Origin of the sequence: Lottiidibacillus patelloidae (assembly GCF_002262935.1) — a bacterium.
Lineage (GTDB): Bacteria > Bacillota > Bacilli > Bacillales > SA5d-4 > Lottiidibacillus > Lottiidibacillus patelloidae.
On sequence record NZ_NPIA01000002.1, the window covers coordinates 393,560 to 419,203 of the forward strand.

A 25,644-nucleotide genomic window follows, 5' to 3' on the forward strand; every position below is an offset into this window, starting at 1 on the left:
TTGTCAATAAAAGATGAACATTTTCACATATCGTTCATCTTTTGCTTTTAAATTATTCATTTTCTTATGAGATTTTGTGTGCATCTTTATATATTTCTACTCTTTTCACTTTTCTAGACATCTCTTTAACGATTGCAGGAATAACAGAAGTCATATATGCACGAAATTTTATAAACGACTCGCCTTTCGTTCGAACTTGGTACGTAATTGGAATTTCTTTTACTCGGAACCCTTTACGAACTAAATTTAACGTAATAACTTGCGCATAGTTGTAATCATGGATAATTTCTCCGTGTTCCATTGCTTGTCTTGAAAAAGCGCGCATCCCTGATTGACCATCATAAATCCAGCGACGTAATAATATTGCTTGGATCAAAGTAAACACATAATTACCTAAGCGGCGATGCAATTTCATACCCTTGATAGTTCCTTTAAATCGAGAACCCATCGTGTAATCTGCTTCCCCTTTAAAAATAGGCTGCAAAATATTAGGGATTTGCTCAGCTGGATATTCATTATCTGCATCTATCATTACTGCAATATCCGCTCCAAGGCGATAGCATTCTGCTAGACCGGTACGAACAGCACTTCCTAATCCCATATTTTTATCTTTTTGGACGATATAGTCTGCACCAAACTGTTTCGCTACTTCTATCGTCTTATCGGTAGAACCGTCATCAATAACTAATGCTTTTACTTCCACTTTCTCATGAAAATAACGTGGAATTTTTGAGAGAACTTCACCAATAGAATCCTCTTCATTATAAGCTGGTAGAAATACGATCACTTTCTGTTTTCTCATTTGCTGTTTTTCTCCCATCATTTAACGCTTCTACTAAAACTGGCCCTTTGCTATGACTAGGTAATGGCGCTCCTAGTAACGATGCTAACGTTGGTGCAACAGAAACTAAACTATGTCGTTTATCGACCTTAACACCTTTATTAATCGATGGTCCGTACATAAAGAATGGGACAAAACGCTCCCCTTCATCTAAATGCCCGTGTCCACCAATTCCGTCAGCCTGTCCGTGGTCAGCACATATTATTAATGTTGTATTGTCAAATTTCCCTTCTTGCTTTAACCAATCGACATACTCGTTAATTAACATGTCCGCTTCTTCAATTTTAGCGATATATTCATCATAATGAACTCCGCGACTATGTCCTGTTTGATCAGTACTAATTAATTGCGCTATTAATAAATCTGGATCTTGCTCTTTCATCATCTTCTTTGCTCGTTCAATAATTTTACGATCAACTTCATCGTTGTTTGTAACGGCAGTATACGTTTCAACATCACTTCCCATAGCATCTACTAAATGAGCGACAGCTAACATTCTACCTTTTTTCCCCACTTTTCGTAGCGAATCAAAAATACTTTCCACATTAATTCCGAGCTTATAAACCATGTTTGACTTGATTCCGTGTTCACGGGGATATGTTCCTGTAAACATAGATGAAAAGCAAACTACCGTTCTTGCAGGATAAACGGTTTCCATGTTTGTATACTCTGTTCCTTCCATGCGAATGCGGTCAAGAAAAGGTGTATTCGCTTGTTCAAAGCGATCTTTTCTCATCCCATCAATCACAATAACTACTACTTTTTCATTTTGTAGATTTTTTGGAAGGTTAACTTCTTTCGTTCTTCCTGCAATTTCTTTTGGCTTCCAATCAAATAAATACGTATGAAGAATCCATGTGAAAATAAAGACACTTGCTATAAATAATGCAACTGCAGATAATTGCTCTGTTTGAAATTGCGCAAACGAATTAGTCTTAAAATACTGAAAGAAAAAGTCCCAAAATGATAATAGTAAAAGGAATTTAGGCAACTGTTCCTGCGCGTTTCCACTTGTCGAGTCACTATTTTTTAAGACTAACTTCCAAAACCTTGTGAAGTTTAAAAGTGTTGTCCCGATTCTCAAATGATAGTAAATTGTTCCCCAAAAAATTACCGTGAAGAAAAAGTAAAATCCAACACCGGTTAATAGTAATGAGATATTGGTAGTCTGCCATATCAATAAGTAACCGATTAAAGGCAACCATAAATAATTTCTAATAAACAAAGGAAAATCATACATGAAGAACATGATGAATAATGGCAAAGTTACCCCAAAAGCTAAAAGAAAAGGCAATAAATTCGTACTTTTAAATAATGTAACATTGTAAAAAATAATCATGATTCCGACGACAAAAATCGGTGTAAATGGTTTTCCTTCGTTTAATAAATTCCAACTTCTTGCTGCAAATTTTTCAAATTTTGATGCTTGTTTCATTTGCTTTCCTCCCCCTTTACTCCGTTTCGAATCCATTGCTTTATCTCTCTAATTTTTAATGGAACTAAAATAAATGCAATAAAACCGACGAGAAATGAATATAAAAATTTATAGCCATGGCTTAATATTGCTAGGTGATACGCATCTTCCATCTTAAATCCTAAGTTAACTAATGCGATACTCATTACAGTTTCATAAGTTGCAATTCCACCCGGAGTTACTTGAAATAGCCCACTAATAACACTTACACTGTTGAGCCAAATTGATGAAAGTGGTGTCAAACCTTCTGAAAATAACTTTGTAATGGTAAAAATAACCACACCTTCACAAATCCAGCTTAAAAAGATAACACCGATAATAGCAATTCCATTTTTACTTACTAACGTTTTTTTCATACCACTAGTAAACCTGGATATAAAGGTTGATTTACGCTTCAATAATATGATAGCCACCATTATGAACATTCCTAGTAGAACATACGCAACAAGTAACGATTTAAAAGGTAGGATATGTGCAATAACAATGAATCCAATGAATGCAAAGATTCCAAGTATTACAACATCAATGATTCTTAATACGATAACGGATTGCACTGCTTTTGTAAATTTCACTTTTTTCTCTTTCGCTAAGGCACCTATACGGACTGCATCACCAACTTTAAAAGGAAGGATATGATTGAAAAACATACTATAAAACAATCCACTTATACATACCCTAAATGTCGGTTTTTTTTCTAAGTAAAGCCACCATGCAAAAGCTCGTAAAAAAAAGGCTATTGTATAAAATATCGTCATAATAATTAAATATTTTGGTTCTGTAAATAGCTCAATGGTGTGTTTCCATAACATGTAACTATCAAACCAATAAAAAGAAATAACGAGAAATAATACAATTAATAAAAGACTAATTGTACGTTTTATTAGTGTAATACTGCTTTGCCCACTCAATGGTTTTTGCTAACCCCTCTTCAAAAGATACAGTAGGCAAGTAGCCTAGTTCCCTTTGCGCTTTAGTAATATTTGCCCACGTTGATGTAACGTCACCAGTTCGCCAACCTTTTTCAATAATTGACATTGCTGGAAAGTAGCTTTTCATAGTTGCTAGTAATTGCTTCATTGATACTGGATTTCCATTGCCTAAATTGTATACTTTATAGCCATTTCCTTTATCTAGTGCAAGGCTTATCCCATTAATGATGTCGTCTATATATGTATAATCACGCGCTGTATTTTGATCGAAAACAGTAATGCTTTCTCCATCTAATAATCGTTTAATAAATAATGGAATCGCCATATCAGGTCTTCCCCATGGACCATATACTGTAAAAAATCGTAAAACAGTGACGTCATAATTGTATATATGATGAAATGCATGGCAAAAAGATTCTGCTCCCACTTTTGCTGCTGCATAAGGAGAAACAACTTTTCCATTAAACATTTCTTCCGATAATGGCTCATTTGCTTGATCGCCATAAACTGATGATGACGAAGCAAAAATGACGTGCTTAACTTGCGATTCACCAGCAAATTTCAGAACATTAATCGTTGCTTTTATATCATAGTCAACATATTCGTTTGGCTTTTCTACGGAATATGCAACGCCTGGTAAGGCCGCTAAGTGTATGACAATATCAAATGTATTTTGCTTAAAAACTTCTGACAATTTTTCTTCATTCAGTAGATCTATTTGATGGTAGGTAAAATTCCTTAGACTTTTTAAGTATTTCAACCGTTCCTTTTTGCGATTCACATCGTAATAGGAATGCAACATATCAATGATTGTAACATTGCAACGGTTTTCTTGTAGTAATGCTGAAGTTAAGTGACTACCGATAAATCCAGCACCACCAGTAATTAAAACATTCACAGTTTCACCTCTATTAGAAAGACTACTCTGATTTTGATTATACATGTTTCCCTCTTTAAGTGGAAAAAGAGCCGCAATTACGCGGCTCATTGGAGTTGCTATTTATTTTACTAACATATCTAAAGCTTCAACTATTGATGCACTATAAGTTGCAGCTTCTTCAACATTTCCATTAGAAATTGCTTCGAACCAGCTGTTTGCATTAGCAAACGTTTCTTCTGTTTTTTCAGCACCTAATTTTTCAATCATAACAAGTTTAATGTCTTGCATGAATACATTTCCTTCTAATGCACTTCCGCGAGCAGAAGTTACATCGTTTTCTTCTAGTGCTTTAGGAGCTTTTGCGTGGTAACTCTTAATTTTCCCAACAAATGCCTTTGTAAACAATTCAGAAACTTCTTCAGCTTTTAAGTTTTCTGGATTTGAAACAAATAATGTTAACTTCTCATCTATTTTTAATGCTGCTTCTTCATCTCCACCTGATAAAGAACCTTTAATTGCTTGATAGAAGCCCCATGCTTCTGCTTGTTTGTTTTGTAGTGAAACTGTGTCATATTCACCGCTCGTTACAGCAGCTTCAATTTTCTCAACATATGAAAGAGCTGCTAAATAGTAACTGCGATATAATGTCTTATCAGTTATTTGTTTATAAACTGAGTAATCATCAACATTCCCAGTGTTTAACGCTTGTTCTTGTGCTGATAATCCAGCTAAAATATTTTGCTCCATGCTATCTTCATCAGTTAATCCATAGTAACCATCACGTTTTACAGCAGTCGGTAACATTACTTCATTTACTAAATGTTTTAACTCAGCAAAAATATTTTTTGCATCTAGGTCATTTCCAGCTTTCATTGCTGCAATTACATCTTTGTGTAAACTCTTTTGTTTATTATAGAAGTAAGATTGCGTAGTTTTATCAATGATTTGACGTGCAACGTTCGCATCGATTTGTTCTGTTTTTCCACCTTCAATAGCAGCTGTAATTGCTGTATCTAAATCACTTGATACTTCAGCTACAGCACTTTGTAACGTGTCAACATAAGTTGCTTTCACCTTATCCCAATCTACTGCATTACCTTCTTTGGCATTTCCTAGTTCTGTCATTATTTCAACGTATGCTGCTACTTGCTTAGCAGTTGTTGTATTCTCAATTGCAAATTCATTTTGCTCTTGGTTTTGCTCTTGGTTATTATTTTCTTCATTTCCTTGTTCCTTTTCACTATTACATCCTACAAGTAGTGAACCTGCTAATAATACTCCTGCAAAAATCTTTAATCCTTTTTTATTCATGGTGTGCCTCTCCCCTTTGTTTTTTATATGTAACTATTTAATTAATCATCTAATGATAATGATTTTCATTTACAGTTAGAATTATATCGAGAATGATTATCAGTGTCAAAAGGTTTTTTAATAAAAAATAAAATACGGAATTTTCTGTTTACTATAAATGAACAAATAAAAAAAGCAGCTGATAAATCAGCCGCTTCCTAACTTATTTGTGCTTATCTAATAGTCCCATTAATGCATCTTTAGGTTGGAAACCAACAACTTGGTCAACAACTTCGCCATTTTTCATAACGAATAATGTTGGAATACTCATAACACCGTATTTTCCAGCTGTTTCTTGGTTATCGTCAACATCAACTTTGACTACCTTTGCAGAACCAGCTAATTCTTGATCAAGCTCTTCTAATACAGGAGCGATCATTTTACAAGGTCCACACCAAGGTGCCCAGAAGTCAACTAATACTAAACCTTCGCTAGTTTCTTGTGTGAAAGTTGCATCAGTAGCATTTATAATTGCCATTTAAATTACCTCCTTACTTATCATTACAATTGAAGTATACCACTTACGGTAAATGCATGCTAAAAATTTGCTCAGCTTTATTATACCCGCTGAAAGCAACATTTATCATCCTATTGAAAAGACCCCCCACTTCAAGTTTTTTATTGAAGTGAGGGGTTTATTACTTATGAGTTTTGTAGTACGTTTTGGAACTCTTTCGTTAATAAAGGTACAACGTCAAACAAGTCACCAACAATTCCGTAATCCGCTACATTAAAGATGTTTGCCTCTGGATCTTTATTGATTGCAACGATTACTTTTGAATTTGACATTCCAGCTAAGTGTTGAATTGCTCCTGAAATCCCACATGCGATGTAAAGATCAGGTGTAACTACCTTACCTGTTTGCCCAATTTGCAGTGAATAGTCACAGTAGTCAGCGTCACATGCTCCACGTGAAGCTCCAACTGCTCCACCAAGTACATCAGCAAGTTCTTTTAATGGTTCGAAGCCTTCTGTACTTTTCACGCCACGTCCACCAGCAATAATTACTTTTGCTTCGGAAAGATCAACACCATCCGTTGCTTTGCGAACTACTTCTTTTACAATTGTACGTAAATCTTTGATTTCTGCTGAAATAGAAGATACGTCACCAGTGCGAGAAGAATCTTGCTCAAGTGGAGCGATATTGTTTGGACGAATTGTCACAAACATTAATTTATCAGAAACGACTTTCTTTTCGAACGCTTTTCCAGAGTAAATTGGACGAGTAAAGACCATTTCACTTCCGACTTCTTCAATTGAAGTAACATCAGAAATTAAACCTGATGCCAATTTAGCTGCAATTCGTGGTGAAAGGTCTTTCCCCATTGCTGTATGACCCATTACAATTGCTTCAGGCTTTTCACTTTCAAACACTTGCATAAAGGCTTGTTTATAACCATCAGTAGTATAAGTTTTTAATTTTTCATCTTCGACAGTGATTACACGATCTGCTCCATAGGAAATCATTTCATTTGTTAAACTAGATACTGCATCTCCTAAAAGTGCAGCAACAACTTCTCCACCTTCAGAAATTGTTTTTGCAGCTGCTAATGCTTCGAAGGAAACATTTCGTAAGCTACCTTCTCTAACTTCTCCTAAAACTAATACTTTACGTGCCATGTTCGTTTCCCCCTTATGTTAAATTACTTTAGCTTCAGTACGTAATAATGAAACAAGCTCTTTTACTTGATCTTCCGTTTCACCTTCTAAAACTTTTCCTGCCCCGCGTGCTGCTGGTAAGAAAACTTCTAACGTTTTTGTTTTTGGTTCTACATCATCTTCATCTACATCTAAGTCGTCAATTTCATATTCATCAAGTGGTTTTTTCTTCGCTTTCATAATTCCAGGTAATGATGGATAACGAGGGTCGTTTAATCCTTGTTGCGCTGTAACTAATAATGGAAGAGATGTTTCAATAATTTCAACATCACCTTCTACATCACGTTCAATTGTTACTGTTTCTCCATCAATTTCAAGCTTAGTAATTGTCGTCACTTGAGGAATATCTAACAATTCTGCTAAACGTGGACCAACTTGACCTGAACCACCATCAATTGCCACATTTCCACCAAGAATAATGTCATACTCTTTATCTTGCATATATTCAAATAATAATTGAGCAGTTGTAAACTGGTCTGTAACTTCGATATCATCTTCTATATTAATTAATGCTGCTTTATCAGCGCCCATTGCCAATGCTGTACGAAGTTCTTTCTCACAATCTTCTCCACCAACAGTAACGACTGTAATTTCACCGCCATGTGCTTCTTTTAAACGAATAGCTTCTTCAATCGCATATTCATCATATGGATTAATAATAAATTCAGCACCATCAACGTTAATTGCTCCATTATCAAGCGTAATTTTTTCTTCTGTGTCAAATGTTCTTTTCATCAATACATAAATGTTCATTATGCTACCCCCGATTGAAATGTAGTTTATTGGTTTTTAAAGACAGGCTTTCTTTTTTCAACAAAAGCATGGATACCTTCTTGACCATCATGTGATTCAAAAGAAGCACCAAATAACTCCGCTTCTCGCAAAACACCATCTTGGAACTGACCACTGCGTGCATAAGTTAAAAGCTCTTGAATAAATCCGATAGAAACAGAACTTTTACTAGTAATTTTATTCACCATTTCCATCGTTTTTTCCTGCAATTGCTCATCCTCATAAGCAGCATTTACTAAGCCTAATGTTGCCGCCTCTTCACCAGTAATGACATCACTAGTTAATAGAAGCTCATTTGCTTTTGCAGCGCCTACTAAACGAGGTAAACGTTGTGATCCTGCAAAGCCTGGAATTAATCCTAGCGTTAATTCAGGCATGCCGAGCTTGGCTGATTTCGTAGCGACACGGATATGACATGCCATTGCTAGTTCGAGCCCACCGCCTAAGGCAGCACCGTGAATCGAAGCAATCACTGGCTTTTTAAATTTCTCAATACGATCAAAAACACGTTGTCCTAAGCTTGCTAACTCAGCAAATTGGCGACCGTTTTCAATCGTTGTAAATTCTTTAATATCCGCTCCAGCTGAGAAAAAGCGGCCTTCCCCTTGAATGACGATTGCTTTTACTTCATCATTTTTTTCTAAACAGTCAAATGCAGCACTTATTTCTTTTAATAACGATGATGATAGCGCATTTGCCGGAGGACTATTTAATAGCACCGTCGCTATGTAATTGTCCGTTTTTACAGATACTAAACTCAAACCGAGCACCCCTTTTAACTTTTATTCATTTTCATTCCGTAAATTAACATTTCATGAAGTGGCTTTGCTAACGCGACAAGATCATACTTTTGATTGTTGATAACCCAATTCGTTACCGTTTCATCGACACTACCAAAAATCATTTGTGAAGCAAGGCGAATGTCAATATCAGCCGAAACTGTATGCGCTTCCATTCCTTCGCGCAAAATGGCATGTAACAATAAAAAATACGGTTTTAGCACTTCAGCGATACTTTCACGGAGTCGTTTGTTTGCTTGACGAAGTTCAAGTTGTGTCACAATCGCCAAATGTTCACTTTTTGCTAAAAGCTGAAAGTGTGATTGAATTAACAAAAATAACTTCTGTTCCATTGATTTAATTTCCTTCAATTCCACTTCCATTTTTTTTATAAATTCACCCATTTTTTCTTGAAACAAAGAAATTAACAAATCGTCTTTATTCGCAAAGTAAAGATAAATTGTTCCATCCGCTACACCAGCTTGCTTCGCTATTTTTGAGACTTGCGCAGCATGGTAGCCATTCTCGGCAATGACAGTGACAGCAGCATCAATTATTTGATTATATTTTGGTCCTCTTTTCTTCATGATGATTAACTCCTTTAAGTGAATGACTATTCACTCAACCTAGTTTAAGTTTAGTATAGTACTAATTTTCTGTCAATTGGGAATGGTCTAAAAAGAGAAAAAACAGCTGCCAAAGACAGCTGTTAACTTTTTACTTTTTCCTCTTCTTCTTCGATGAGAACTCGTCGTAAAATTTTGCCAATTGTCGTTTTAGGCAGTTCATCTCTAAATTCATAAGCGCGTGGCACTTTGTAGGAAGCTAAATGTTTACGGCAGAAATTATTTAACTCTTCTTCTGTTACTGATTTCCCATCTTTTAGTACGAGAAAAGCTTTCACTGTTTCCCCGCGATATTCATCTTTAATCCCAACAACAGCAGCTTCTAAAATAGCGTCATGTTCATATAACACTTCTTCCACTTCGCGAGGATAAATATTATATCCACCTGCAATAATCATATCTTTTTTTCGATCGACAATATAAAAATAACCATCTTTATCGGCATATCCTAAATCTCCTGTTAACAACCAGTCACCATGAAAAACCTTTTCAGTCTCGTCTTTACGGTTCCAATACCCTTGCATGATTTGAGGACCTTTAACAGCAATTTCACCTATTGTTCCAGTTGGTACGGGTTCTTTCGTTTCTGGTGAAATGATTGCTGCAATTGTATCTGGCCACGGAATACCGACACTACCTTTTACCCGGTGCCCCCAAAGTAAATTAGCATGTGTTACTGGGGATGCTTCCGTTAAGCCATACCCTTCAACGAGCTTCCCACCAGTTACTTTTTCAAACTTATCTTGAACTTCCACAGGAAGCGGTGCTGATCCACTTAAACAAGCATTGATGGAGGAGATATCGTATTTCGAAATTTGTGGATGATTTAATAAGGCGATATATATGGTTGGTGCACCAGGAAAAATGGTCGGCTTTTGTTTGGCAATTGTTTTTAATGTTTCTGTCGGATCAAATTTCGCAAGCAAAATCATATGAGAATTCGCCATAACAGCAAAGTTCATGACAACTGTCATACCATATACATGGAAGAAAGGGAGAATTCCTAATATTTTCTCTTTCCCTTTTTTTAATTTATACATCCAACTTGACGCTTGTTGCGTGTTGGCAACTAAATTGTAATGCGTTAGCATTACTCCTTTAGGAAACCCTGTTGTACCTCCGGTGTATTGTAGTAGTGCTAAATCTTTTTTAGGATCTATATCTATCATGAATTCTTGTTTATCACCGGATTTTACTAGTTTTTTAAAGGCGTGAACACGAGAGGAATATTCGACATGGACGATTACACCGTATTCTTTTTTCTGCTTAATTGGGTAAAGCATATTTTTAGGGAACGGTAAGTAATCTTTAACACTCGTTACGATCACATGTTGGAGCGTTGTGTCTGCTTTTACTTTTTGGACACGCGGATATAAAAGGTCGAGGCAAATAATCGCTTTTGCTTGAGAGTCATTCATTTGATAGCGTAGTTCCCGTTCTACATAGGTTGGATTCGTTTGAACGACGATTCCGCCAATCATTAATATTGCGTAATAACTAATGACAGCTTGTGGACAGTTCGGTAGCATAATTGATACTCGGTCTCCTTTACCAAGCCCGAGTGAATGAAGTTCATTTGCAAACGCACAGGTTTGCTCGTACAACTGTTTGTAGGTCATGTTCGTACCGTAAAAAGTGATTGCTTTTGCATCAGGGTTTTCGCTTGCGGCTCTTTTTAGAAAATAGTGAAGCGGTTTTTCTTCATAATTTATACTTTTGGGAATTTCATCTGGATAGAAGGAAAGCCACGGTTTGTTTTCTGGATTCATCTTATTCCTCCTTAGACTTTGTTTGCTAATGTATATTCAACAAACATAGTCATCATGCGAGGATGCAGAAAATAAGCCTAATTTACTTGGAAAAGTTATTTACCTCTTTTTTTAATGAAGATAATTCCTACTGTTACTAAGATGGCAAAGCCAATAATAGAAAACCATTTTATTGCTGTGTTATCAGCAAATGCCTCTTCCATTTTCGATGCTGTATTTCCGGCAACTTCAGCAATACTAAACTGCTCCATTTCTCCTGTTAAATCTACCTTATCTGTAGGGACCTCTCCTGGTCCTAACTCAGAAAAGTCTTCTAAGGACTCTTTCCAAAGCGTTGTCCGGCTACAAATACCAGTACGTAACAACTTAGGATTATCATAGGATTCAAAAGCATAAACTAAATATTTGTCTCCTTCCTTAAAGCTAATTCCGCAATCACCACCACCCAAACCTGTTGTAATGATTACTTGCGTTGTCTTTTCCCCTTTCCATACCGTTTCCACCTCAAGCAGAACACTTTTATGTGGAGTGCCATTAAAAGGATTCTTTTCGATGACATTGCTAACAGTACCTACAAATACTGCTTCTGCTCTCTTATATTCCGTTTCTACTGGAGCCGGTTCAACACAAGAGCATGCGGAAGCACGAGTTGGAGAAAAGATACTTAGTGAAATGAATAAGATTAGTAACAGTTTTACTATTTTCATTTAATGTCCCCTTTTTTTTTATATGACGAACGTGATGTGAAAAAAGTTGCAAAAAAAGAAGACAACATTTGTCGTCTTCTTCCATTTCTATTCTTAAAAAAATAGTAAGTAAATAACTCCTGCCGCAAAAAATAAGAGGCAAAACGCGACTAATACTTTTGCCAACGTTTCCATCGTTGTCTCCCCTTTTCAATAACCCTTACTTTAACTCTACTACAGTAACTCCTAAGCCACCTTCACTTGCCGCCCCATAGCGGAAGTTACTCACTGATGAGTGGTTCTTCAAAAATGTTTGAACCCCATTGCGAAGTGCACCAGTTCCTTTTCCATGAATAATAGAAACTTGATGATAGCCGGCCACCAGCGCTTCATCAATGTATTTATCCACTCTTGAAAGTGCTTCTTCATAGCGTTCACCTCGAAGATCGAGTTCTGTTTTCACATGACTTTCGTTTCCTTTTATTGTAGCAACTGTTCTTGTTGGTGTCGGCGTCTTTGCTTCGAGAAGCTGCAATTGGTCACTTTTCACTGTCATTTTCATAATGCCTATTTGTACTAAATATTCTGTTTCACTCGCTTTGTTAACAACGTGACCTTTTTGCCCAAACGTTAACACTTTCACTTCGTCTCCGGGTTTAAAGGATACTTGCTTTTTCACTTTGACCTTTTTCTTCTTTTTATCTACAAGTGTCGGTTTTACTTGCTCGAGCTTTTTCTTCTGTTCAATTAGTTCGTGCTCTTTAATTTCAGCTTGATGCTGCTTTTTCACACGTTTTAATTCTTTAATAATAGCATCTGCTTCACTTTTAGCTTTTTCAACGGCATCACGCGCTTCTTGCTCTGCTTTTTCTAAAATTTCTTCTTTTTCGGCAAGAAGTTCATTATATTTTTGTTCTAGTTCTTCTTTTAACTTTTCAGAATGCTCTCTTGTCTGAATTGCATCATTCATTTCTTGCTCTGCTCGTTTTTGACTTTCTTCAAGTGAAGCAATCATATTTTCTACTTTATTACCTTCTGTGCTTATTTGCCCTCTTGCCCGGGTAATAATGTCATCAGTTAGTCCTAATCGTTTCGAAATTTCAAATGCGTTACTTCGACCTGGCACTCCGACTAATAGGCGATAGGTCGGGCGCAGTGTCTCAACATCAAATTCAACACTAGCATTAATTACTTTCTTGCGGTTATAAGCATATGCTTTCAATTCACTATAATGCGTTGTTGCGACCGTTCGTGCCCCGCGGCCAATTACTTCATCAAGAATGGAAATGGCAAGTGCCGCTCCTTCTTGCGGGTCTGTTCCTGCACCTAATTCATCAAATAAAATTAAGCTATTAGCATCGAAGTCTTTTAAAATTTGAATAATATTTGTCATATGTGATGAAAACGTACTTAAGCTTTGTTCAATTGATTGCTCATCACCGATATCTGCATACACCGATTGGAAAATGGCCATTTCCGACTCATCTTCTGCTGGAATTTGCAAACCAGATTGTGTCATTAACGTTAGTAAGCCAATTGTCTTTAACGTTACTGTTTTTCCTCCCGTATTCGGCCCTGTGATAACGATGGCTGTAAAGTCATCACCGAGTTCGACATCAAGAGGAACTACTTCATCAGTTGAGATGAGTGGGTGACGTGCTTTTTTTAAGCGAATATATCCTGCTTCATTTAGCTTTGGTCTAGAGCCTTTCAAATGATTACTATATTTCGCTTTTGCAAACATAAAATCGATTTCTGCTAAAATAGCTAGGTTACTTACGAGCTCTTCTCCATGTTCAGCAACTAAGATCGTAAGCTCTTTTAAAATTTTATCGATTTCACGCTGTTCCTTCATTTTTGCATTTTGCAGTTCATTATTGGCGGCAACTACTGCTTGTGGCTCAATAAATAATGTTGCACCTGAACTTGATTGATCATGGACAGTACCACCGAATGCTTGACGGTATTCTTGTTTTACAGGAACAACGTATCGGTCATTTCTTATCGTAACTAATGTATCTGACAGCATTTTTGACTTTGAGCGAAGTAATGAGTCGAGCTTTTCACGAATTCGCGCTTCTAGGCTTCTCTTTTGCGAACGAATTGTCCGTAACGTTTGACTGGCGTGATCATAGATTGAGCCATTATCATCAATTGTTCGTTCTATTTCTTCTTCAACATTAACGCAAAGAGCAATTTGCTCTGCGTAATTTTCAAGTGTTGGCACTTCAATCTCGTCAGCCACCATAGCCTCGATAAATTTCTTCAACCTTCTGCCAGCATGGACAGTACTTGCGACATCCATTAATTCCTCTATATTTAAAACTCCGCCAATTTCAGCTCTCTTCACGCTACTACGGATATTGCGAATTCCACCTAAAGGAACATTACCTTTTAACCGCAAAACTTTTACTGCTTCATCTGTCTGAAGTTGTCTCTCTTCTACCTCTGACAGGATAAGTGATGGTAGTAACTTTTCCGCTTTTTCTTTTCCAAGTGAGGAAGATGCAAACGTAATCAGCTTTTGGATAATTTTATTGAACTCTAATGTTTTATATACTCGTTGTTGCAATTGTTATCCCCCTCAATCATTTCTCTTTAAAAATGATAGTAATTTCTCTTCATCCCATGTATTCATAACAGAACTCTTTGATAGAAGAGCCTTCTTCGCGTAACTTACGCCAATTTCCATATCTTCTAACATATCGAGATGATGGGCATCTGTATTAATTGCTAAAATAACTCCAGCCTCTTCAGCTTTCATTAGCCATTCTGTCGCCAAATCTAAACGATTCGGATTCGCATTTAATTCAAGCGCAGTGTTCGTTTCTTTAGCCAATTGTATTAGTTTATTTAAATCTACGTCATAGCCATCTCTTCGACCTATAATTCGACCAGTCGGGTGTGCAATTAAATCTACGTGTGGGTTGCGTAATGCAGTTTCAAGTCGTTTCATAATCGTTTCTTGATTTTGTGAAAAAGATGAATGTATAGAGGCAATAACAAAGTCCAACTCCTCAAGTATTTCATCTTCATAATCGAGTGTGCCATCTGGTAAAATATCCATCTCTATGCCAGCTAAAATCGTTATGTCACTGAACTTTTCGCGGACACGCTCAATCTCTTTTCGTTGCTCAAGCAAACGTTCTACAGTCAGACCATTAGCAACACGTAAAAACTGTGAATGATCGGTAATTGCCACAAATTTATAGCCTTTACTTCTAGCACGTTCCACCATTTCTTCAATCGTATGTGCACCGTCGCTCCAAGTCGAGTGCATATGTAAATCACCTTGTATATCAGTAAGGGATATGATATCGTTCATCCGCTCTTCTAATTCCGTTTCTTTGCCACTTTCTCTAGCTTCTGGCGGAATGTATGGTAAATTAAAGTGGTTAAAAAATTGCGCTTCACTTTCAAATGTTAATACTTCACCTGTTTCAACATTTTCAACGCCGTACTCACTAATCTTTTCTCCACGTTGTTTAGCTATTTGTCTAAGTTTTACATTGTGATCTTTACTACCTGTAAAGTGGTGTAAAGTCGTGACAAACTCCACCGGCTTAACAATTCGAAAATCTACTGAAATGTCATAATCGTATTCCAATTCAACCGAAACTTTCGTATCCCCACTTGCGATGACATTTTTGATATGTGGCAATGTTAATAATTGTTCTTTCACTACTGCTGGTTTTTCAGAAGCGATAATAAAGTCTAAATCTTTCACAGTTTCTCGCATTCTGCGAAGGCTTCCTGCACGTGAAAATTTCACAACTTCATCCATTGTTTTCAGTTTCGCTTCAATTTCTATTGCAATCGGCAAAACGAATGAAAGTGGTAAGCGTTCTGGTCTTATTCCTAAAGATGCTAATCCTTCAAGAATTTTCTCTTCCGTTTTTGCACCAAACCCTGCTAGCTTTTGCACTTTTTCTTGCTCACAAGCTTCTTTCAATGAAGCTATATCAGTTATGTTTAATTCTTTATATAGCTTTGCAATTTTTTTACCGCCAAGCCCAGGAAGTTTTTTCAATTGTAAAAGACCTTCCGGAACTTCTTCCTTTAAAGTCTCTAGTACTTCTGTTTTCCCTGTTTCAATCAGCTCATTAATTACTCCAGCTGTTCCTTTTCCAATTCCACTTATTTTAGCTACATCTTCAATTTCAGATATGCTTCTTAAGTCCCCTTCAAGTGCAGCTGCGGCTTTTCTATATGCTGATGTTTTAAACGGATTTTCCCCTTTAATCTCTAAGTAAAAAGCAATAAGCTCTAACGTTTTAATAATATCTTTTTTATTCATCGTAATACCTCCTCATCCAAGTCGAAACAAATCAGTTACTCATATTATAAATTTCATTTGACTGAATGTAAAAAAACTCCTCCGATTGGAGAAGTTTTTCTGCTTACTTTTTAAAGTGGTCCATATGCTCGACCCATAGTTCTTTAATTTGATCAGAAAAAATAGGTGTATGCTCGACAATAAATCCAGCAATTGCTGACCCTGTCAATTGATTTTGAACCATTTCTATTGGTAATAATGCCCCAACATAAAGAACAAAAAAGACAATTAAGTAAACTTCCACAAATCCAAGTACGCCACCTAAAGAGCGATTAACTTGGTTTAACAGTGGTAAATCTGCTAAAAAGTCTAGCATGGAAGCTATGATTTGCAAGACGATTTTTGTACCGAAAAATAACCCAGCAAAAGCAATACCATTATAATAAACTTCTTCTAAATTAAATGATTCTAGTAACATACTAATTTGGCCAGTTGTTGAAAACTGTGGATAAGGTACAAGTAAATCTATTTTCCCTGCTAAACTCTCGTAATTAAAATAAGCGACGATAAATGCAATAATAAAACCTGTTAAATGAACAACTTGTAAAATTAGTCCTCTACGTAACCCAATAAAAAATCCTGCAATTAAGGTAATAAATAAAATTAAATCAAGCATAGTTTTCTCTTTCCTTTTCACTATTTTTCTGTTGAAGTCGCTCATATTCATCTTTTAGTTTCAGATAATCATTTGCGATGTTTACCGCTGTTAAGACAGCTAATGTCTTCGTATCTATGTAGGTGTTTTTCGTTTGGATGGAACGCATTTTTGAATCGACTAGCTCTGCAACCGCCTTAACGTGATAGCTATTTTCACTGCCAACAATTGTATATTGATGACCGTATATATCAACGACGGTACGCTTTTTTTCGTCTTTACTATCCATTAATGCTATCCCTCCCCCTACATAGCGTATATACTCTTTTTAATTTTAACATGAATAGTTGTCTATTGAAAAGATGAGGAATTCCTCATCTTGGAAAAATTCGTTATACTAGAAAGAAATAATTCATATTTCATGATGGGAGACGAACAATGGCGAACTCCGTAATTACAGTAAATGCAATCACAATTGAAAAAATGAAAGACCATTATAAACCATACTTAACAGGCAAAACTCCACAAGGGGCTGTCTTTGCAGCAAAAGTTGATGGATGTTCGATCACTGCCTATAAATCTGGAAAAGTACTATTTCAAGGAAAAGAAGCTGAAAGCGAGTCTGGGATATGGGGAATTAGCAATCCAAAAGATAAAAAGAAAGTATCAACTAAAAAAGTACATAACTTTGCGCCACCTAAAAATATTGGCACAATGTCAATTATCGGCTCTGATGAAGTTGGGACTGGTGATTATTTCGGACCAATCACAGTTGTTGCAAGCTATGTAAGTTCTGATCACATTCCGACTCTCCAAGCACTAGGAGTAAAAGACTCAAAAAATTTAACTGATCCGCAAATTATTGAAATAGCAAAAATATTAATTAAGACAATCCCTTATAGTTTATTAACATTACATAACCCTAAGTACAATGAATTGCAAAAGAAAGGCTATTCGCAAGGGAAAATGAAAGCTCTTCTTCATAATCAGGCTATTAATCACTTGTTACGAAAGATTGAAGGACAAAAGCTCGATGGCATATTAATTGATCAGTTTGCCGAACCGGGAGTGTATTTTAACTATTTAAAAGCAGAGAAAAGTGTAATGAAGGAAAATGTTTACCTTGCGACAAAAGCTGAAGGCATTCACTTATCTGTTGCCTCTTCCTCCATCATTGCACGATACGCTTTTTTAAAGGAAATGGATGAATTAAGTACAAAAGCAGGATTTACGATTCCAAAAGGTGCAGGAAGCCATGTTGATAACGCTGCGGCGAAGTTAATTAAGCAGCAAGGTGCGGAAGCATTGTGGACATTTACAAAACATCACTTTGCGAATACAGAGAAAGCGAAGAAAATTGCTGAGAAGATATAAAAATTAAAAGGATCCAGCCATTTTTTTATGACTGGATTCTTTTTTCAAGACTATTAATTTTTGTATCATGCTTTCCTGTTTTCTCACTTAAATAATCAATATCATATGTTAAACTATCAACTTTTTTATTAATTAAGTTAAGAGTTGCTTTAATATCTTCTTGCTGGTTTTTTTCTATATTATTAAGTCGGTGTATAACTTCTTCTAACTTCTTATCAACTACATTAAATTTCTTATCTACTACAGTAAACTTCTTATCAACTTCATTAAACCTCTTATCAACTTCATTAAACCTCTTATTAACTTCATTAAACCTCTTATTAACTTCATTAAACCTCTTATCAACTTCATTAAACCTATGTTCGAATTTCTTATCGAGTTGATCCATTTTCTTATCAAAATTATCAAATTTCATATCGACTTTATCAAATCGGTCTAAAATAGCTTTTAATATTTCATTATTTTCCATTAGAAGCGCCCCTTTTTGATAATAGTTTGATAGTTTTATTATACCACAATATATTTTTTCTTAAACTTACTACTTCCCCCTGCAAGTTGTACACGTAGAAATATTCTTAGCCGTTTAAGTTCATGCTGATGAGTTTGTTGTCTTAAATGTAGTAAATTCATTTCACAAAAGCTATTGTTTAGGACTTATGATGGAGTCGATCTTGGAAAAAATACAGGTCATTTGTGTATTGAATTAAAGTTTTTTTACAGAAAAAATGTACCCTCCAAGTAAACGTTTTATCGTCTACTTTAAAGGGTACACTTTGGGATCATTTAATAAAATTATCCTCTTAAAGTTGCTCCTGCTTTTTCTGCTAAAGCATCAAGAACTATTTGGTGTGCTTTTGTTACTTCTTCCTCTGTTAACGTCTGTTCATCATTGTAATAGCGAAGGGAGAATGCTAGTGACTTTTTACCAGCTTCCATATGCTCTCCTTGGTATACATCAAATAAGTGAACATCTTTCAGAAGTTCTCCGCCTGCTTCTTTTATAACAGACTGAAGCGTTCCAGCTTGAACTGTTTCCTCAACAACTAAAGCGATATCTCTCGTCATTGAAGGGTAGCGTGGTAATTTATCATAAGCTAGTGCTTCTACGTTAATTGATATTAAAGCATCAACATCTAATTCAAATACATATGTTTCACTAATTTCATAAGCTTTTTCTTCTGTCGGGTGTACTTGACCAATACATCCGATGAATGTGTCGTTGATATAGATAGAAGCTGTACGACCAGGATGTAATCCTTCACGCTCATCTTGTTTAAATGTTACAGTATCCGCATCAATTCCTAGCTTAGCGAACAACCCTTCTAATAGTCCCTTAGCAACGAAGAAGTCTGCTGCTTTCTTTTCCCCTTGCCACTTGTTTTCATGCCAGTTCCCAGAGATTGCACCTGCTAAGCGCTCTTTTTCTTCTGGTAAGTTTTCAAGGTTTTCTTCTTTCGTTAAGAACACTTTGCCAATCTCATAAATAGCAACATCTTCCATTTGGCGACTTTGGTTATAATGAACAACCTCTAAAAGATGCGGGATTAAGCTCGTACGTAATTGACTACGTTCTTCACTCATTGGCATTTTTAATGTAACAGGGTAAAGTCCTTCATTGTTAAATGCGTATTGTAATGACTTTTCTGAGCTAGTTAATGCATATGTTTTCGCTTGGTACATTCCTGCACCTTCCATAAAGCGACGCATCATTCTACGCTTATATTGATATTCTGTTAACGTTCCTGGAGTAGAAGCTCCTACCGGTAATGTTGTTGGAATTTCGTCATAACCGAATAGACGTGCAACTTCTTCAATTAAATCTTCAGAAATTGTAATGTCCCAACGTCTTGTCGGTACTTCTACTGTAAAGTTACCTGCTTCTTCTTTGTAAGCAAATTGAAGGCGAGTGAAAATCGCGCCAACTTCATCACTAGTTAATGATGTTCCTAAAACAGCGTTAATGCGATCTGCCGTGACAGAAACTGTAGTCGCTTCCGTGTTAACTTCGCCAGCTTCAACTACACCTTCCAAAACTGTTCCACCAGCAAGTTCTGCCATTAATGCTGCCGCGCGGTCACATGCTGCTTTGACACGTTTTGGATCAATTCCTTTTTCAAAACGGCTACTAGCTTCACTGCGCAAGCCTAAATCTTTTGATGCTTGACGAACTGTTTGAGCATCAAAGTATGCTGCTTCAATTAATACCGTTGTCGTGTCATCTTGCACTTCAGAAGTTGCTCCACCCATCACACCAGCAACGGCAATTGGCTCTTTACCGTTCGTAATTACTAGGTGGTGGTCGTTTAACTTACGAGTTGCATCATCAAGTGTTACAATTTCTTCATCTTGCTTAGCAAGGCGGACAACTATTTCTTTAGAACCGATACGGTCATAATCGAATCCGTGTAGAGGCGTGCCATATTCTAATAACATGTAGTTTGTAATATCAACAATATTGCTGATCGGGCGAATCCCAGCTGCCATTAAGCGCGTTTGCATCCATAAAGGTGATGGACCAACTTTTACGTCTTTAACAATTCTTGCAGCGTAGTATGGATTTTCTTTTTTTGCATCAATCGATACAGAAATGTAATCGCTCGTTTTTTCAGCTGCTTCTGTTATTTCTGGCTGAGGCGTTTTCACGTCTTTTCCTAAAATTGCTGCAACTTCATAAGCGACACCTAACATACTTAAGCAGTCAGCACGGTTTGGTGTTAAACCAAGTTCTAAGACATGATCATGTAAGTTTAAGTATTCTAAAGCATCTTGCCCAGGTGTTACTGCTGTAGGAAAGACGAAAATTCCTTCGCTATATGTTTTTGCAACTAACTTGCTATCAATTCCAAGCTCTGATAACGAACAAATCATTCCGTGTGATGCTTCACCGCGAAGTTTTGCTTTTTTAATTTTGAAATTTCCTGGTAAGACTGCGCCGACTTTTGCAACAGCAACCGTTTGTCCTTGTGCTACATTTGGTGCACCACAAACGATTTGTACTAATTCTTCTTCTCCGATATCGACTTTCGTTACACGAAGTTTATCGGCATTCGGATGTTGCCCACATTCCACAACATGACCAACGACAACGCCAGAAATGCCTTTGTTTAACGTTTCGACACCTTCAACTTCAATACCACTTTTCGTAATTAAGTCTGCTAATTTTTCTGCAGAAATATCATTTATATCAACATATTCTTTTAACCAATTATAAGAAACAAACATTGAACTCTCCCTTTCTACACTCGTCCGAATTGTTTTAAAAATCTAGTATCATTCGTATAGAAATGACGAATGTCATCTACACCGTATTTCAGCATCGCAATACGTTCAGCACCCATTCCGAAAGCGAATCCAGTATACTTTTTCGAATCGAAACCAGCCATTTCAAGTACATTCGGATGTACCATTCCAGCTCCTAAAATTTCAATCCAGCCAGTTTTTTTACAAACATTACAGCCAGATCCACCGCACATCATACATGAAATATCAACTTCGACAGATGGCTCTGTGAATGGGAAGAAGCTAGGACGAAGACGAATGTCACGCTCTTCTCCGAACATTTTTTTCGCAAATGTTTCTAAAATTCCTTTTAAGTCACTCATGCGAACATTTTCATCAACAAGTAGTCCTTCAATTTGCATGAATTGGTGTGAGTGTGTTGCATCATCACTATCGCGACGGTATACACTACCAGGGCAAATAATTTTCACAGGACCTTTGCCTTCATGCTTACCCATCGTACGTGCTTGTACTGGTGATGTATGCGTACGAAGTAAAATGTCCTCAGTAATATAGAAAGAGTCTTGCATGTCTCGTGCTGGATGTCCTTTTGGTAAATTTAACGCTTCGAAGTTATAGTAATCTTGTTCTACTTCAGGACCTTCAGCAATCGTAAAGCCCATTCCTAAAAACAAGTCTTCAATTTCCTCAACGACAGCTGTTAATGGATGATGGTTTCCAGTGTTTACTTTACGTCCTGGAAGCGTGACATCAATTGTTTCTTCGCGAAGTTTTGCTTCGACTTCTGCCTGCTCAAATTTAGCGACCATTTCATCTAGCTTCGCTGTAATTTCAGCACGGACAACGTTTACAATTTGACCAACGACAGGGCGTTCTTCAGCAGATAATTTTCCCATGCCACGCATTACTTCTGTAATTGGACCTTTTTTTCCTAAATAGGCAACTTTAATATCTTGTAATTCCTTTAGATTTGCAGCTGCTTCAACCTTTTCAATTGCTTCAAGCTTTAATTGTTCCAGGCGTTCTTTCATTTTTTTCCCTCCAAAAATCTTTGTAAAGTAAACTTGCCGATTGCCAAGCCTTTTGTGTAGGCAGAGGCATAGTTGCACTTACACTTAGTACGTAAACTTTTTTGCATCTTCGTAAATCTTCAGTGCTAAAAAGTTATACTATTTAAACGTGTAAAATAAAAAAAATCCTCACTCCCGCAAAGGGACGAAGATTCCGTGGTACCACCCTAATTAACGATATAAAAATATACAATATCGCTCACTCAAGTTTTATAACGGTAATGAAACCGGTTCACCTTTAGTTGTAATTAGCAACGTCCAAGTGACAGCTCCAGAGTGAATTCAACTACATCATCCATAAGAATGCTTTCAGTCTTTGGCATTCTCTCCCTTGATGGTGAGCGGTAATTTACTACTCTCTTTCATAGCTTTTCCATATAGAATTAATTTCCTCTATTATACGCAAAACTCTTTAGAATGTGCAACTATCCTCGTAAATAATATAATAAAATTCCTGCAGCAAGAGATACATTTAATGATTCAGCCTTACCATAGATTGGTACATATAAGTTTTTATCTGTTTGCGAAAGTAAAGAAGCGTCAACTCCGCTACCTTCATTACCTACAATTAAAGCAAAGCCTCGTTCTGGATTGCTATCCATTTCTTGATAAGGAACTCCACCTTCAAGTGCTGTACCGTATACTGGGACACTATCTTCCTTGAACGTATTTAACCAAGTCGTAAGTTCAGCTGTAACTACTGGAATGTGAAAAAGTGAGCCTTGTGTCGCGCGAATTGTTTTTGCGTTATAAATATCTGCACAACCAGGGCTTAATAAAACACCATCTAATCCAGCCGCATCTGCAGTGCGAATCATTGTGCCAACATTACCTGGATCTTGAATGCGATCAAGTAATAACCATTTTTGCCCACGACCACTTGAGATATCTTTTGTTTCTTGCTTTTTACAAACAGCGATAATACCTTGAGGTGTTTCTGTTTCACTAATTGCTCTCATTACTTGATTTGAAACATATGTCATTGACACATTAGAGAAATCTAGTGCACGTGGTAAGTTTGCATCCTGGTCGACAATGATTGTCGTAATTTCCACATCACTTTTTAACGCTTCTTCAACAAGGTGAAAACCTTCTACTAAAAACGTATTTGTTTTTTCACGCTCTTTTTTCGTATGTAACTTCTTCCACTTTTTAACGGAAGGGTTTTGAAGTGAATCGATCATCTTCATCATTATTTTTCCTTCTTTCTCATTGATACATATTTTTTCACTCTTTAGAGAAAACTACCAAATAGGTTTTACTATGACTATAAAGAGGTGATGGTGATGAACTTAAATTTAAGAAATGCTATTATAACAAATGTTACTGGCAATTCTCAAGACCAGCTAAAAGACACAATTGTTGATGCAATTCAAAGTAAAGAGGAAAAGATGCTTCCAGGTCTTGGTGTTTTATTTGAAGTAATATGGCAAAATTCTGATCAAAGTACGCAACAAGAGTTATTGGAAACACTTGAGCAAGGACTTAAATAAGCAATACTATTAGAAAAACCAAAGCCAGCGGGAGATCCGCTGGCTTTGTTCTATTTATTGTCTAGTTCACTTTTCTTAGTTAAAAGTAATTTCTTTTACTGTATCAGCATCTAATCGTTTAATTACTTCTACAATTAATTTAACTGCATTTTCGAAATCGTCACGGTGAATCATCGCTGCATTTGAATGAATGTAGCGTGATGCTACAGTAATAGAAAGAGCCGGTACACCATTCGCTGTAATATGGATTGCCCCAGAATCTGTTCCACCAGCTGCAATTGAATCAAATTGGTAAGGGATTCCCTTTTCATCAGCAACATCTGTTACGAAGTCGCGTAGTCCTTTATGAGAAACCATTGAAGCATCATAAAGAATAATTTGCGGACCTTCCCCCATTTTACTAGCTGCATCTTTGCTTGACACTCCTGGTGTATCACCAGCAATACCTACATCTACTGCAAATCCAATATCTGGTTTAATAAAGTTCGTAGCAGTTTTAGCACCACGTAAACCAACTTCTTCTTGAACAGTTCCTACACCGTAAACGATATTAGGATGCTTTTCACCTTCTAATTGACGTAACACATCGATTGCAATTGCACAACCGATACGGTTATCCCAAGCTTTAGCAAGGAGCATTTTGTCATTATTCATTACTGTGAATTCAAAGTAAGGAACAACAGAATCCCCTGGTTTAACACCAAATTCCATTGCTTCTTCACGACTTGAAGCACCGATATCAATGAACATATCTTTAATATCTACTGGTTTCTTTCTCGCTTCAGGAGGAAGGATATGAGGTGGTTTTGAACCGATAATACCAGTTATATCACCTTTTTTCGTCATCACTGTCACTCGTTGCGCCAGCATTACTTGTGACCACCAACCACCAACCGTTTGGAAGCGTAAAAATCCTTTATCGTCGATTTGAGTAACCATAAATCCAACTTCATCAAGGTGACCTGCTACCATGATTTTCGGACCATTCTCATCTCCAACTTTTTTAGCAATTAAGCTTCCTAAGTTATCTGTAACCACTTCATCAGCAAATGGTTCTATGTATTTTTTCATTACTTCTCTAGGCTCACGTTCATTTCCAGGAATCCCTTTTGCATCGGTTAATTCCTTTAACATTTGTAAAGTTGCATCTAGTTTACTCATTGTTAAAAATACCCTCCCAATCGGACTATTACTTCCATTATACAGATTTCTTTTAGAGATAACAATTTTTAATCAGTATCCGGTACGTTGACGTACTATATTCACTTTATTTTTCTCTATGTATGCCCCTATTATTTCTTCGTTGGAAAATGTTAGTTTTTGTCCAATAATAAGGAAATTTTCAAAAAGATTTATGTAATTGCTCTTCGTTTTTTCTTTATCAAACTTTGCAAGGGTTTCATAAAGGGTGTTAAATAAGGATGTAAGGCTAACATCATTCCTCTGTTGTTGTTCTGATAGTTGTTCTACTTCATAAGAAAAAGTTAACCCTAATGATAAAATAAAGTGTAGTCCATCAACATATTCTTCTAAAATTTTCTCACGATCACTTGCTGGCTTAGTGCTCCAAAATTTAAAACATCTCGTTTCATTCGCTAATTCTCCAATTTCGACATAAAGAGCTAAAATCCTCTCTTGAATTAACTTTTTATTTTCTAAACCGTGTTGTTTTTCAATTTTTTCATCTAAAGACTTTTGCATCGCATATAATTCAGTAAAATTAAGCATTGCTTTTCCCCTTTATATTAGAT

At 36.4% G+C, this 25,644-nt stretch carries 24 protein-coding genes and 1 other annotated feature; of the genes, 2 read left to right on the top strand and 22 right to left on the bottom strand.

Annotated elements, in window-relative coordinates:
* Positions 1-64: 64 nt before the first annotated feature.
* From CIB95_RS06025 to zapA, 16 genes are all read right to left on the bottom strand, one after another.
* Positions 65-802 (bottom strand): glycosyltransferase family 2 protein, encoded by a 738-nt coding sequence (locus tag CIB95_RS06025; protein ID WP_094923205.1) that lies wholly within the window; start codon positions 800-802, stop codon positions 65-67.
* A complete protein-coding gene (locus CIB95_RS06030) occupies positions 762-2,276 on the bottom strand; it encodes an alkaline phosphatase family protein (RefSeq protein ID WP_094923208.1) in 1,515 nt (504 codons plus the stop codon). Before CIB95_RS06030 ends, CIB95_RS06025 begins: the two co-directional genes overlap by 41 nt.
* Positions 2,273-3,223 (bottom strand): lysylphosphatidylglycerol synthase transmembrane domain-containing protein, encoded by a 951-nt coding sequence (locus tag CIB95_RS06035; RefSeq protein WP_094923211.1) that lies wholly within the window; start codon positions 3,221-3,223, stop codon positions 2,273-2,275. Before CIB95_RS06035 ends, CIB95_RS06030 begins: the two co-directional genes overlap by 4 nt.
* Complete coding sequence (locus CIB95_RS06040) at positions 3,180-4,187, bottom strand: NAD-dependent epimerase/dehydratase family protein (RefSeq protein ID WP_198949163.1); 1,008 nt, start codon at positions 4,185-4,187, stop codon at positions 3,180-3,182. The genes CIB95_RS06035 and CIB95_RS06040 overlap by 44 nt, the downstream gene beginning before the upstream one ends.
* A 57-nt stretch (positions 4,188-4,244) precedes the next feature.
* Positions 4,245-5,435, bottom strand: coding sequence for a hypothetical protein (locus CIB95_RS06045; RefSeq protein WP_094923213.1), 1,191 nt, complete (start codon positions 5,433-5,435; stop codon positions 4,245-4,247).
* Between the two features lie 202 nt (positions 5,436-5,637).
* Positions 5,638-5,952, bottom strand: coding sequence for a thioredoxin (gene trxA, locus CIB95_RS06050; protein WP_094923216.1), 315 nt, complete (start codon positions 5,950-5,952; stop codon positions 5,638-5,640).
* Between the two features lie 164 nt (positions 5,953-6,116).
* Entirely contained in the window at positions 6,117-7,094 is a 978-nt protein-coding gene (locus CIB95_RS06055) for an electron transfer flavoprotein subunit alpha/FixB family protein (protein WP_094923219.1), read from the bottom strand.
* Positions 7,095-7,112: 18 nt separating this feature from the next.
* On the bottom strand, positions 7,113-7,886 hold the full coding sequence (locus CIB95_RS06060) for an electron transfer flavoprotein subunit beta/FixA family protein (protein ID WP_094923222.1): 774 nt from the start codon (positions 7,884-7,886) through the stop codon (positions 7,113-7,115).
* Positions 7,887-7,912: 26 nt separating this feature from the next.
* Positions 7,913-8,686 carry an enoyl-CoA hydratase gene (locus CIB95_RS06065; RefSeq protein ID WP_094923225.1) on the bottom strand — a complete coding sequence of 258 codons (774 nt, stop codon included), beginning with the start codon at positions 8,684-8,686 and terminating at the stop codon, positions 7,913-7,915.
* Positions 8,687-8,700: 14 nt separating this feature from the next.
* Positions 8,701-9,291: a TetR/AcrR family transcriptional regulator gene (locus tag CIB95_RS06070; protein ID WP_094923228.1), complete on the bottom strand. Its 591-nt coding sequence runs from the start codon at positions 9,289-9,291 to the stop codon at positions 8,701-8,703.
* Between the two features lie 122 nt (positions 9,292-9,413).
* Positions 9,414-11,099 (bottom strand): long-chain-fatty-acid--CoA ligase, encoded by a 1,686-nt coding sequence (locus tag CIB95_RS06075; protein ID WP_094923231.1) that lies wholly within the window; start codon positions 11,097-11,099, stop codon positions 9,414-9,416.
* Between the two features lie 95 nt (positions 11,100-11,194).
* On the bottom strand, positions 11,195-11,806 hold the full coding sequence (locus CIB95_RS06080; RefSeq protein ID WP_094923234.1) for a hypothetical protein: 612 nt from the start codon (positions 11,804-11,806) through the stop codon (positions 11,195-11,197).
* Positions 11,807-12,005: 199 nt separating this feature from the next.
* Positions 12,006-14,357, bottom strand: coding sequence for an endonuclease MutS2 (locus tag CIB95_RS06090; protein WP_094923239.1), 2,352 nt, complete (start codon positions 14,355-14,357; stop codon positions 12,006-12,008).
* Between the two features lie 12 nt (positions 14,358-14,369).
* Positions 14,370-16,088 (bottom strand): DNA polymerase/3'-5' exonuclease PolX, encoded by a 1,719-nt coding sequence (polX, locus tag CIB95_RS06095; RefSeq protein WP_094923241.1) that lies wholly within the window; start codon positions 16,086-16,088, stop codon positions 14,370-14,372.
* 97 nt (positions 16,089-16,185) lie between these two features.
* Complete coding sequence (locus CIB95_RS06100) at positions 16,186-16,737, bottom strand: CvpA family protein (protein ID WP_094923243.1); 552 nt, start codon at positions 16,735-16,737, stop codon at positions 16,186-16,188.
* Positions 16,730-17,005: a cell division protein ZapA gene (gene zapA, locus CIB95_RS06105; RefSeq protein WP_094923245.1), complete on the bottom strand. Its 276-nt coding sequence runs from the start codon at positions 17,003-17,005 to the stop codon at positions 16,730-16,732. Before zapA ends, CIB95_RS06100 begins: the two co-directional genes overlap by 8 nt.
* A gap of 149 nt (positions 17,006-17,154) precedes the next feature.
* On the opposite strand from zapA, the gene rnhC reads away from it, so the two are divergent.
* A complete protein-coding gene (gene rnhC, locus CIB95_RS06110) occupies positions 17,155-18,090 on the top strand; it encodes a ribonuclease HIII (RefSeq protein ID WP_094923247.1) in 936 nt (311 codons plus the stop codon).
* 25 nt (positions 18,091-18,115) lie between these two features.
* On the opposite strand, the gene CIB95_RS06115 is transcribed toward rnhC, so the two are convergent.
* From CIB95_RS06115 to CIB95_RS06130, 4 genes are all read right to left on the bottom strand, one after another.
* Positions 18,116-18,559, bottom strand: coding sequence for a hypothetical protein (locus CIB95_RS06115; RefSeq protein WP_094923249.1), 444 nt, complete (start codon positions 18,557-18,559; stop codon positions 18,116-18,118).
* Positions 18,560-18,882: 323 nt separating this feature from the next.
* Positions 18,883-21,312 carry a phenylalanine--tRNA ligase subunit beta gene (pheT, locus tag CIB95_RS06120; protein WP_094923251.1) on the bottom strand — a complete coding sequence of 810 codons (2,430 nt, stop codon included), beginning with the start codon at positions 21,310-21,312 and terminating at the stop codon, positions 18,883-18,885.
* A gap of 14 nt (positions 21,313-21,326) precedes the next feature.
* On the bottom strand, positions 21,327-22,361 hold the full coding sequence (pheS, locus tag CIB95_RS06125) for a phenylalanine--tRNA ligase subunit alpha (RefSeq protein WP_094923253.1): 1,035 nt from the start codon (positions 22,359-22,361) through the stop codon (positions 21,327-21,329).
* Positions 22,362-22,538: 177 nt separating this feature from the next.
* Positions 22,539-22,775: a binding site (T-box leader), on the bottom strand.
* A 50-nt stretch (positions 22,776-22,825) separates the two neighbouring features.
* A complete protein-coding gene (locus CIB95_RS06130; RefSeq protein ID WP_094923456.1) occupies positions 22,826-23,590 on the bottom strand; it encodes a TrmH family RNA methyltransferase in 765 nt (254 codons plus the stop codon).
* 96 nt (positions 23,591-23,686) lie between these two features.
* Between CIB95_RS06130 and sspI the strand changes: the two genes are divergently transcribed.
* The gene (gene sspI / locus CIB95_RS06135) at positions 23,687-23,893 is read left to right on the top strand and encodes a small acid-soluble spore protein SspI (protein ID WP_094923255.1); all 207 of its coding nucleotides are present in this window, start codon (positions 23,687-23,689) and stop codon (positions 23,891-23,893) included.
* A gap of 75 nt (positions 23,894-23,968) precedes the next feature.
* Here sspI and CIB95_RS06140 read toward each other — a convergent pair whose 3' ends face one another.
* Both CIB95_RS06140 and CIB95_RS06145 read right to left on the bottom strand, forming a co-directional pair.
* Positions 23,969-25,054: a M42 family metallopeptidase gene (locus CIB95_RS06140; RefSeq protein ID WP_094923257.1), complete on the bottom strand. Its 1,086-nt coding sequence runs from the start codon at positions 25,052-25,054 to the stop codon at positions 23,969-23,971.
* Positions 25,055-25,126: 72 nt separating this feature from the next.
* Positions 25,127-25,621 carry a dUTP diphosphatase gene (locus tag CIB95_RS06145; RefSeq protein ID WP_094923259.1) on the bottom strand — a complete coding sequence of 165 codons (495 nt, stop codon included), beginning with the start codon at positions 25,619-25,621 and terminating at the stop codon, positions 25,127-25,129.
* Positions 25,622-25,644: the final 23 nt, after the last annotated feature.

Excerpts from the sequence above, each read along its gene's own strand:
- CIB95_RS06115 (WP_094923249.1), bottom strand. The coding sequence starts at position 18,559 with ATGGAAAATAATGAAATATTAAAAGCTATTTTAGACCGATTTGATAAA.
- CIB95_RS06145 (WP_094923259.1), bottom strand. The coding sequence starts at position 25,621 with ATGCTTAATTTTACTGAATTATATGCGATGCAAAAGTCTTTAGATGAA.
- CIB95_RS06070 (WP_094923228.1), bottom strand. The coding sequence starts at position 9,291 with ATGAAGAAAAGAGGACCAAAATATAATCAAATAATTGATGCTGCTGTC.
- CIB95_RS06130 (WP_094923456.1), bottom strand. The coding sequence starts at position 23,590 with ATGAAGATGATCGATTCACTTCAAAACCCTTCCGTTAAAAAGTGGAAG.
- rnhC (WP_094923247.1), top strand. The coding sequence starts at position 17,155 with ATGGCGAACTCCGTAATTACAGTAAATGCAATCACAATTGAAAAAATG.
- CIB95_RS06060 (WP_094923222.1), bottom strand. The coding sequence starts at position 7,886 with ATGAACATTTATGTATTGATGAAAAGAACATTTGACACAGAAGAAAAA.
- CIB95_RS06140 (WP_094923257.1), bottom strand. The coding sequence starts at position 25,054 with ATGAGTAAACTAGATGCAACTTTACAAATGTTAAAGGAATTAACCGAT.
- CIB95_RS06075 (WP_094923231.1), bottom strand. The coding sequence starts at position 11,099 with ATGAATCCAGAAAACAAACCGTGGCTTTCCTTCTATCCAGATGAAATT.
- CIB95_RS06030 (WP_094923208.1), bottom strand. The coding sequence starts at position 2,276 with ATGAAACAAGCATCAAAATTTGAAAAATTTGCAGCAAGAAGTTGGAAT.
- CIB95_RS06025 (WP_094923205.1), bottom strand. The coding sequence starts at position 802 with ATGAGAAAACAGAAAGTGATCGTATTTCTACCAGCTTATAATGAAGAG.
- CIB95_RS06100 (WP_094923243.1), bottom strand. The coding sequence starts at position 16,737 with ATGCTTGATTTAATTTTATTTATTACCTTAATTGCAGGATTTTTTATT.
- zapA (WP_094923245.1), bottom strand. The coding sequence starts at position 17,005 with ATGGATAGTAAAGACGAAAAAAAGCGTACCGTCGTTGATATATACGGT.
- CIB95_RS06080 (WP_094923234.1), bottom strand. The coding sequence starts at position 11,806 with ATGAAAATAGTAAAACTGTTACTAATCTTATTCATTTCACTAAGTATC.
- pheS (WP_094923253.1), bottom strand. The coding sequence starts at position 22,361 with ATGAAAGAACGCCTGGAACAATTAAAGCTTGAAGCAATTGAAAAGGTT.
- CIB95_RS06040 (WP_198949163.1), bottom strand. The coding sequence starts at position 4,187 with ATGTATAATCAAAATCAGAGTAGTCTTTCTAATAGAGGTGAAACTGTG.
- CIB95_RS06045 (WP_094923213.1), bottom strand. The coding sequence starts at position 5,435 with ATGAATAAAAAAGGATTAAAGATTTTTGCAGGAGTATTATTAGCAGGT.
- CIB95_RS06055 (WP_094923219.1), bottom strand. The coding sequence starts at position 7,094 with ATGGCACGTAAAGTATTAGTTTTAGGAGAAGTTAGAGAAGGTAGCTTA.
- pheT (WP_094923251.1), bottom strand. The coding sequence starts at position 21,312 with ATGTTTGTTTCTTATAATTGGTTAAAAGAATATGTTGATATAAATGAT.
- sspI (WP_094923255.1), top strand. The coding sequence starts at position 23,687 with ATGAACTTAAATTTAAGAAATGCTATTATAACAAATGTTACTGGCAAT.
- trxA (WP_094923216.1), bottom strand. The coding sequence starts at position 5,952 with ATGGCAATTATAAATGCTACTGATGCAACTTTCACACAAGAAACTAGC.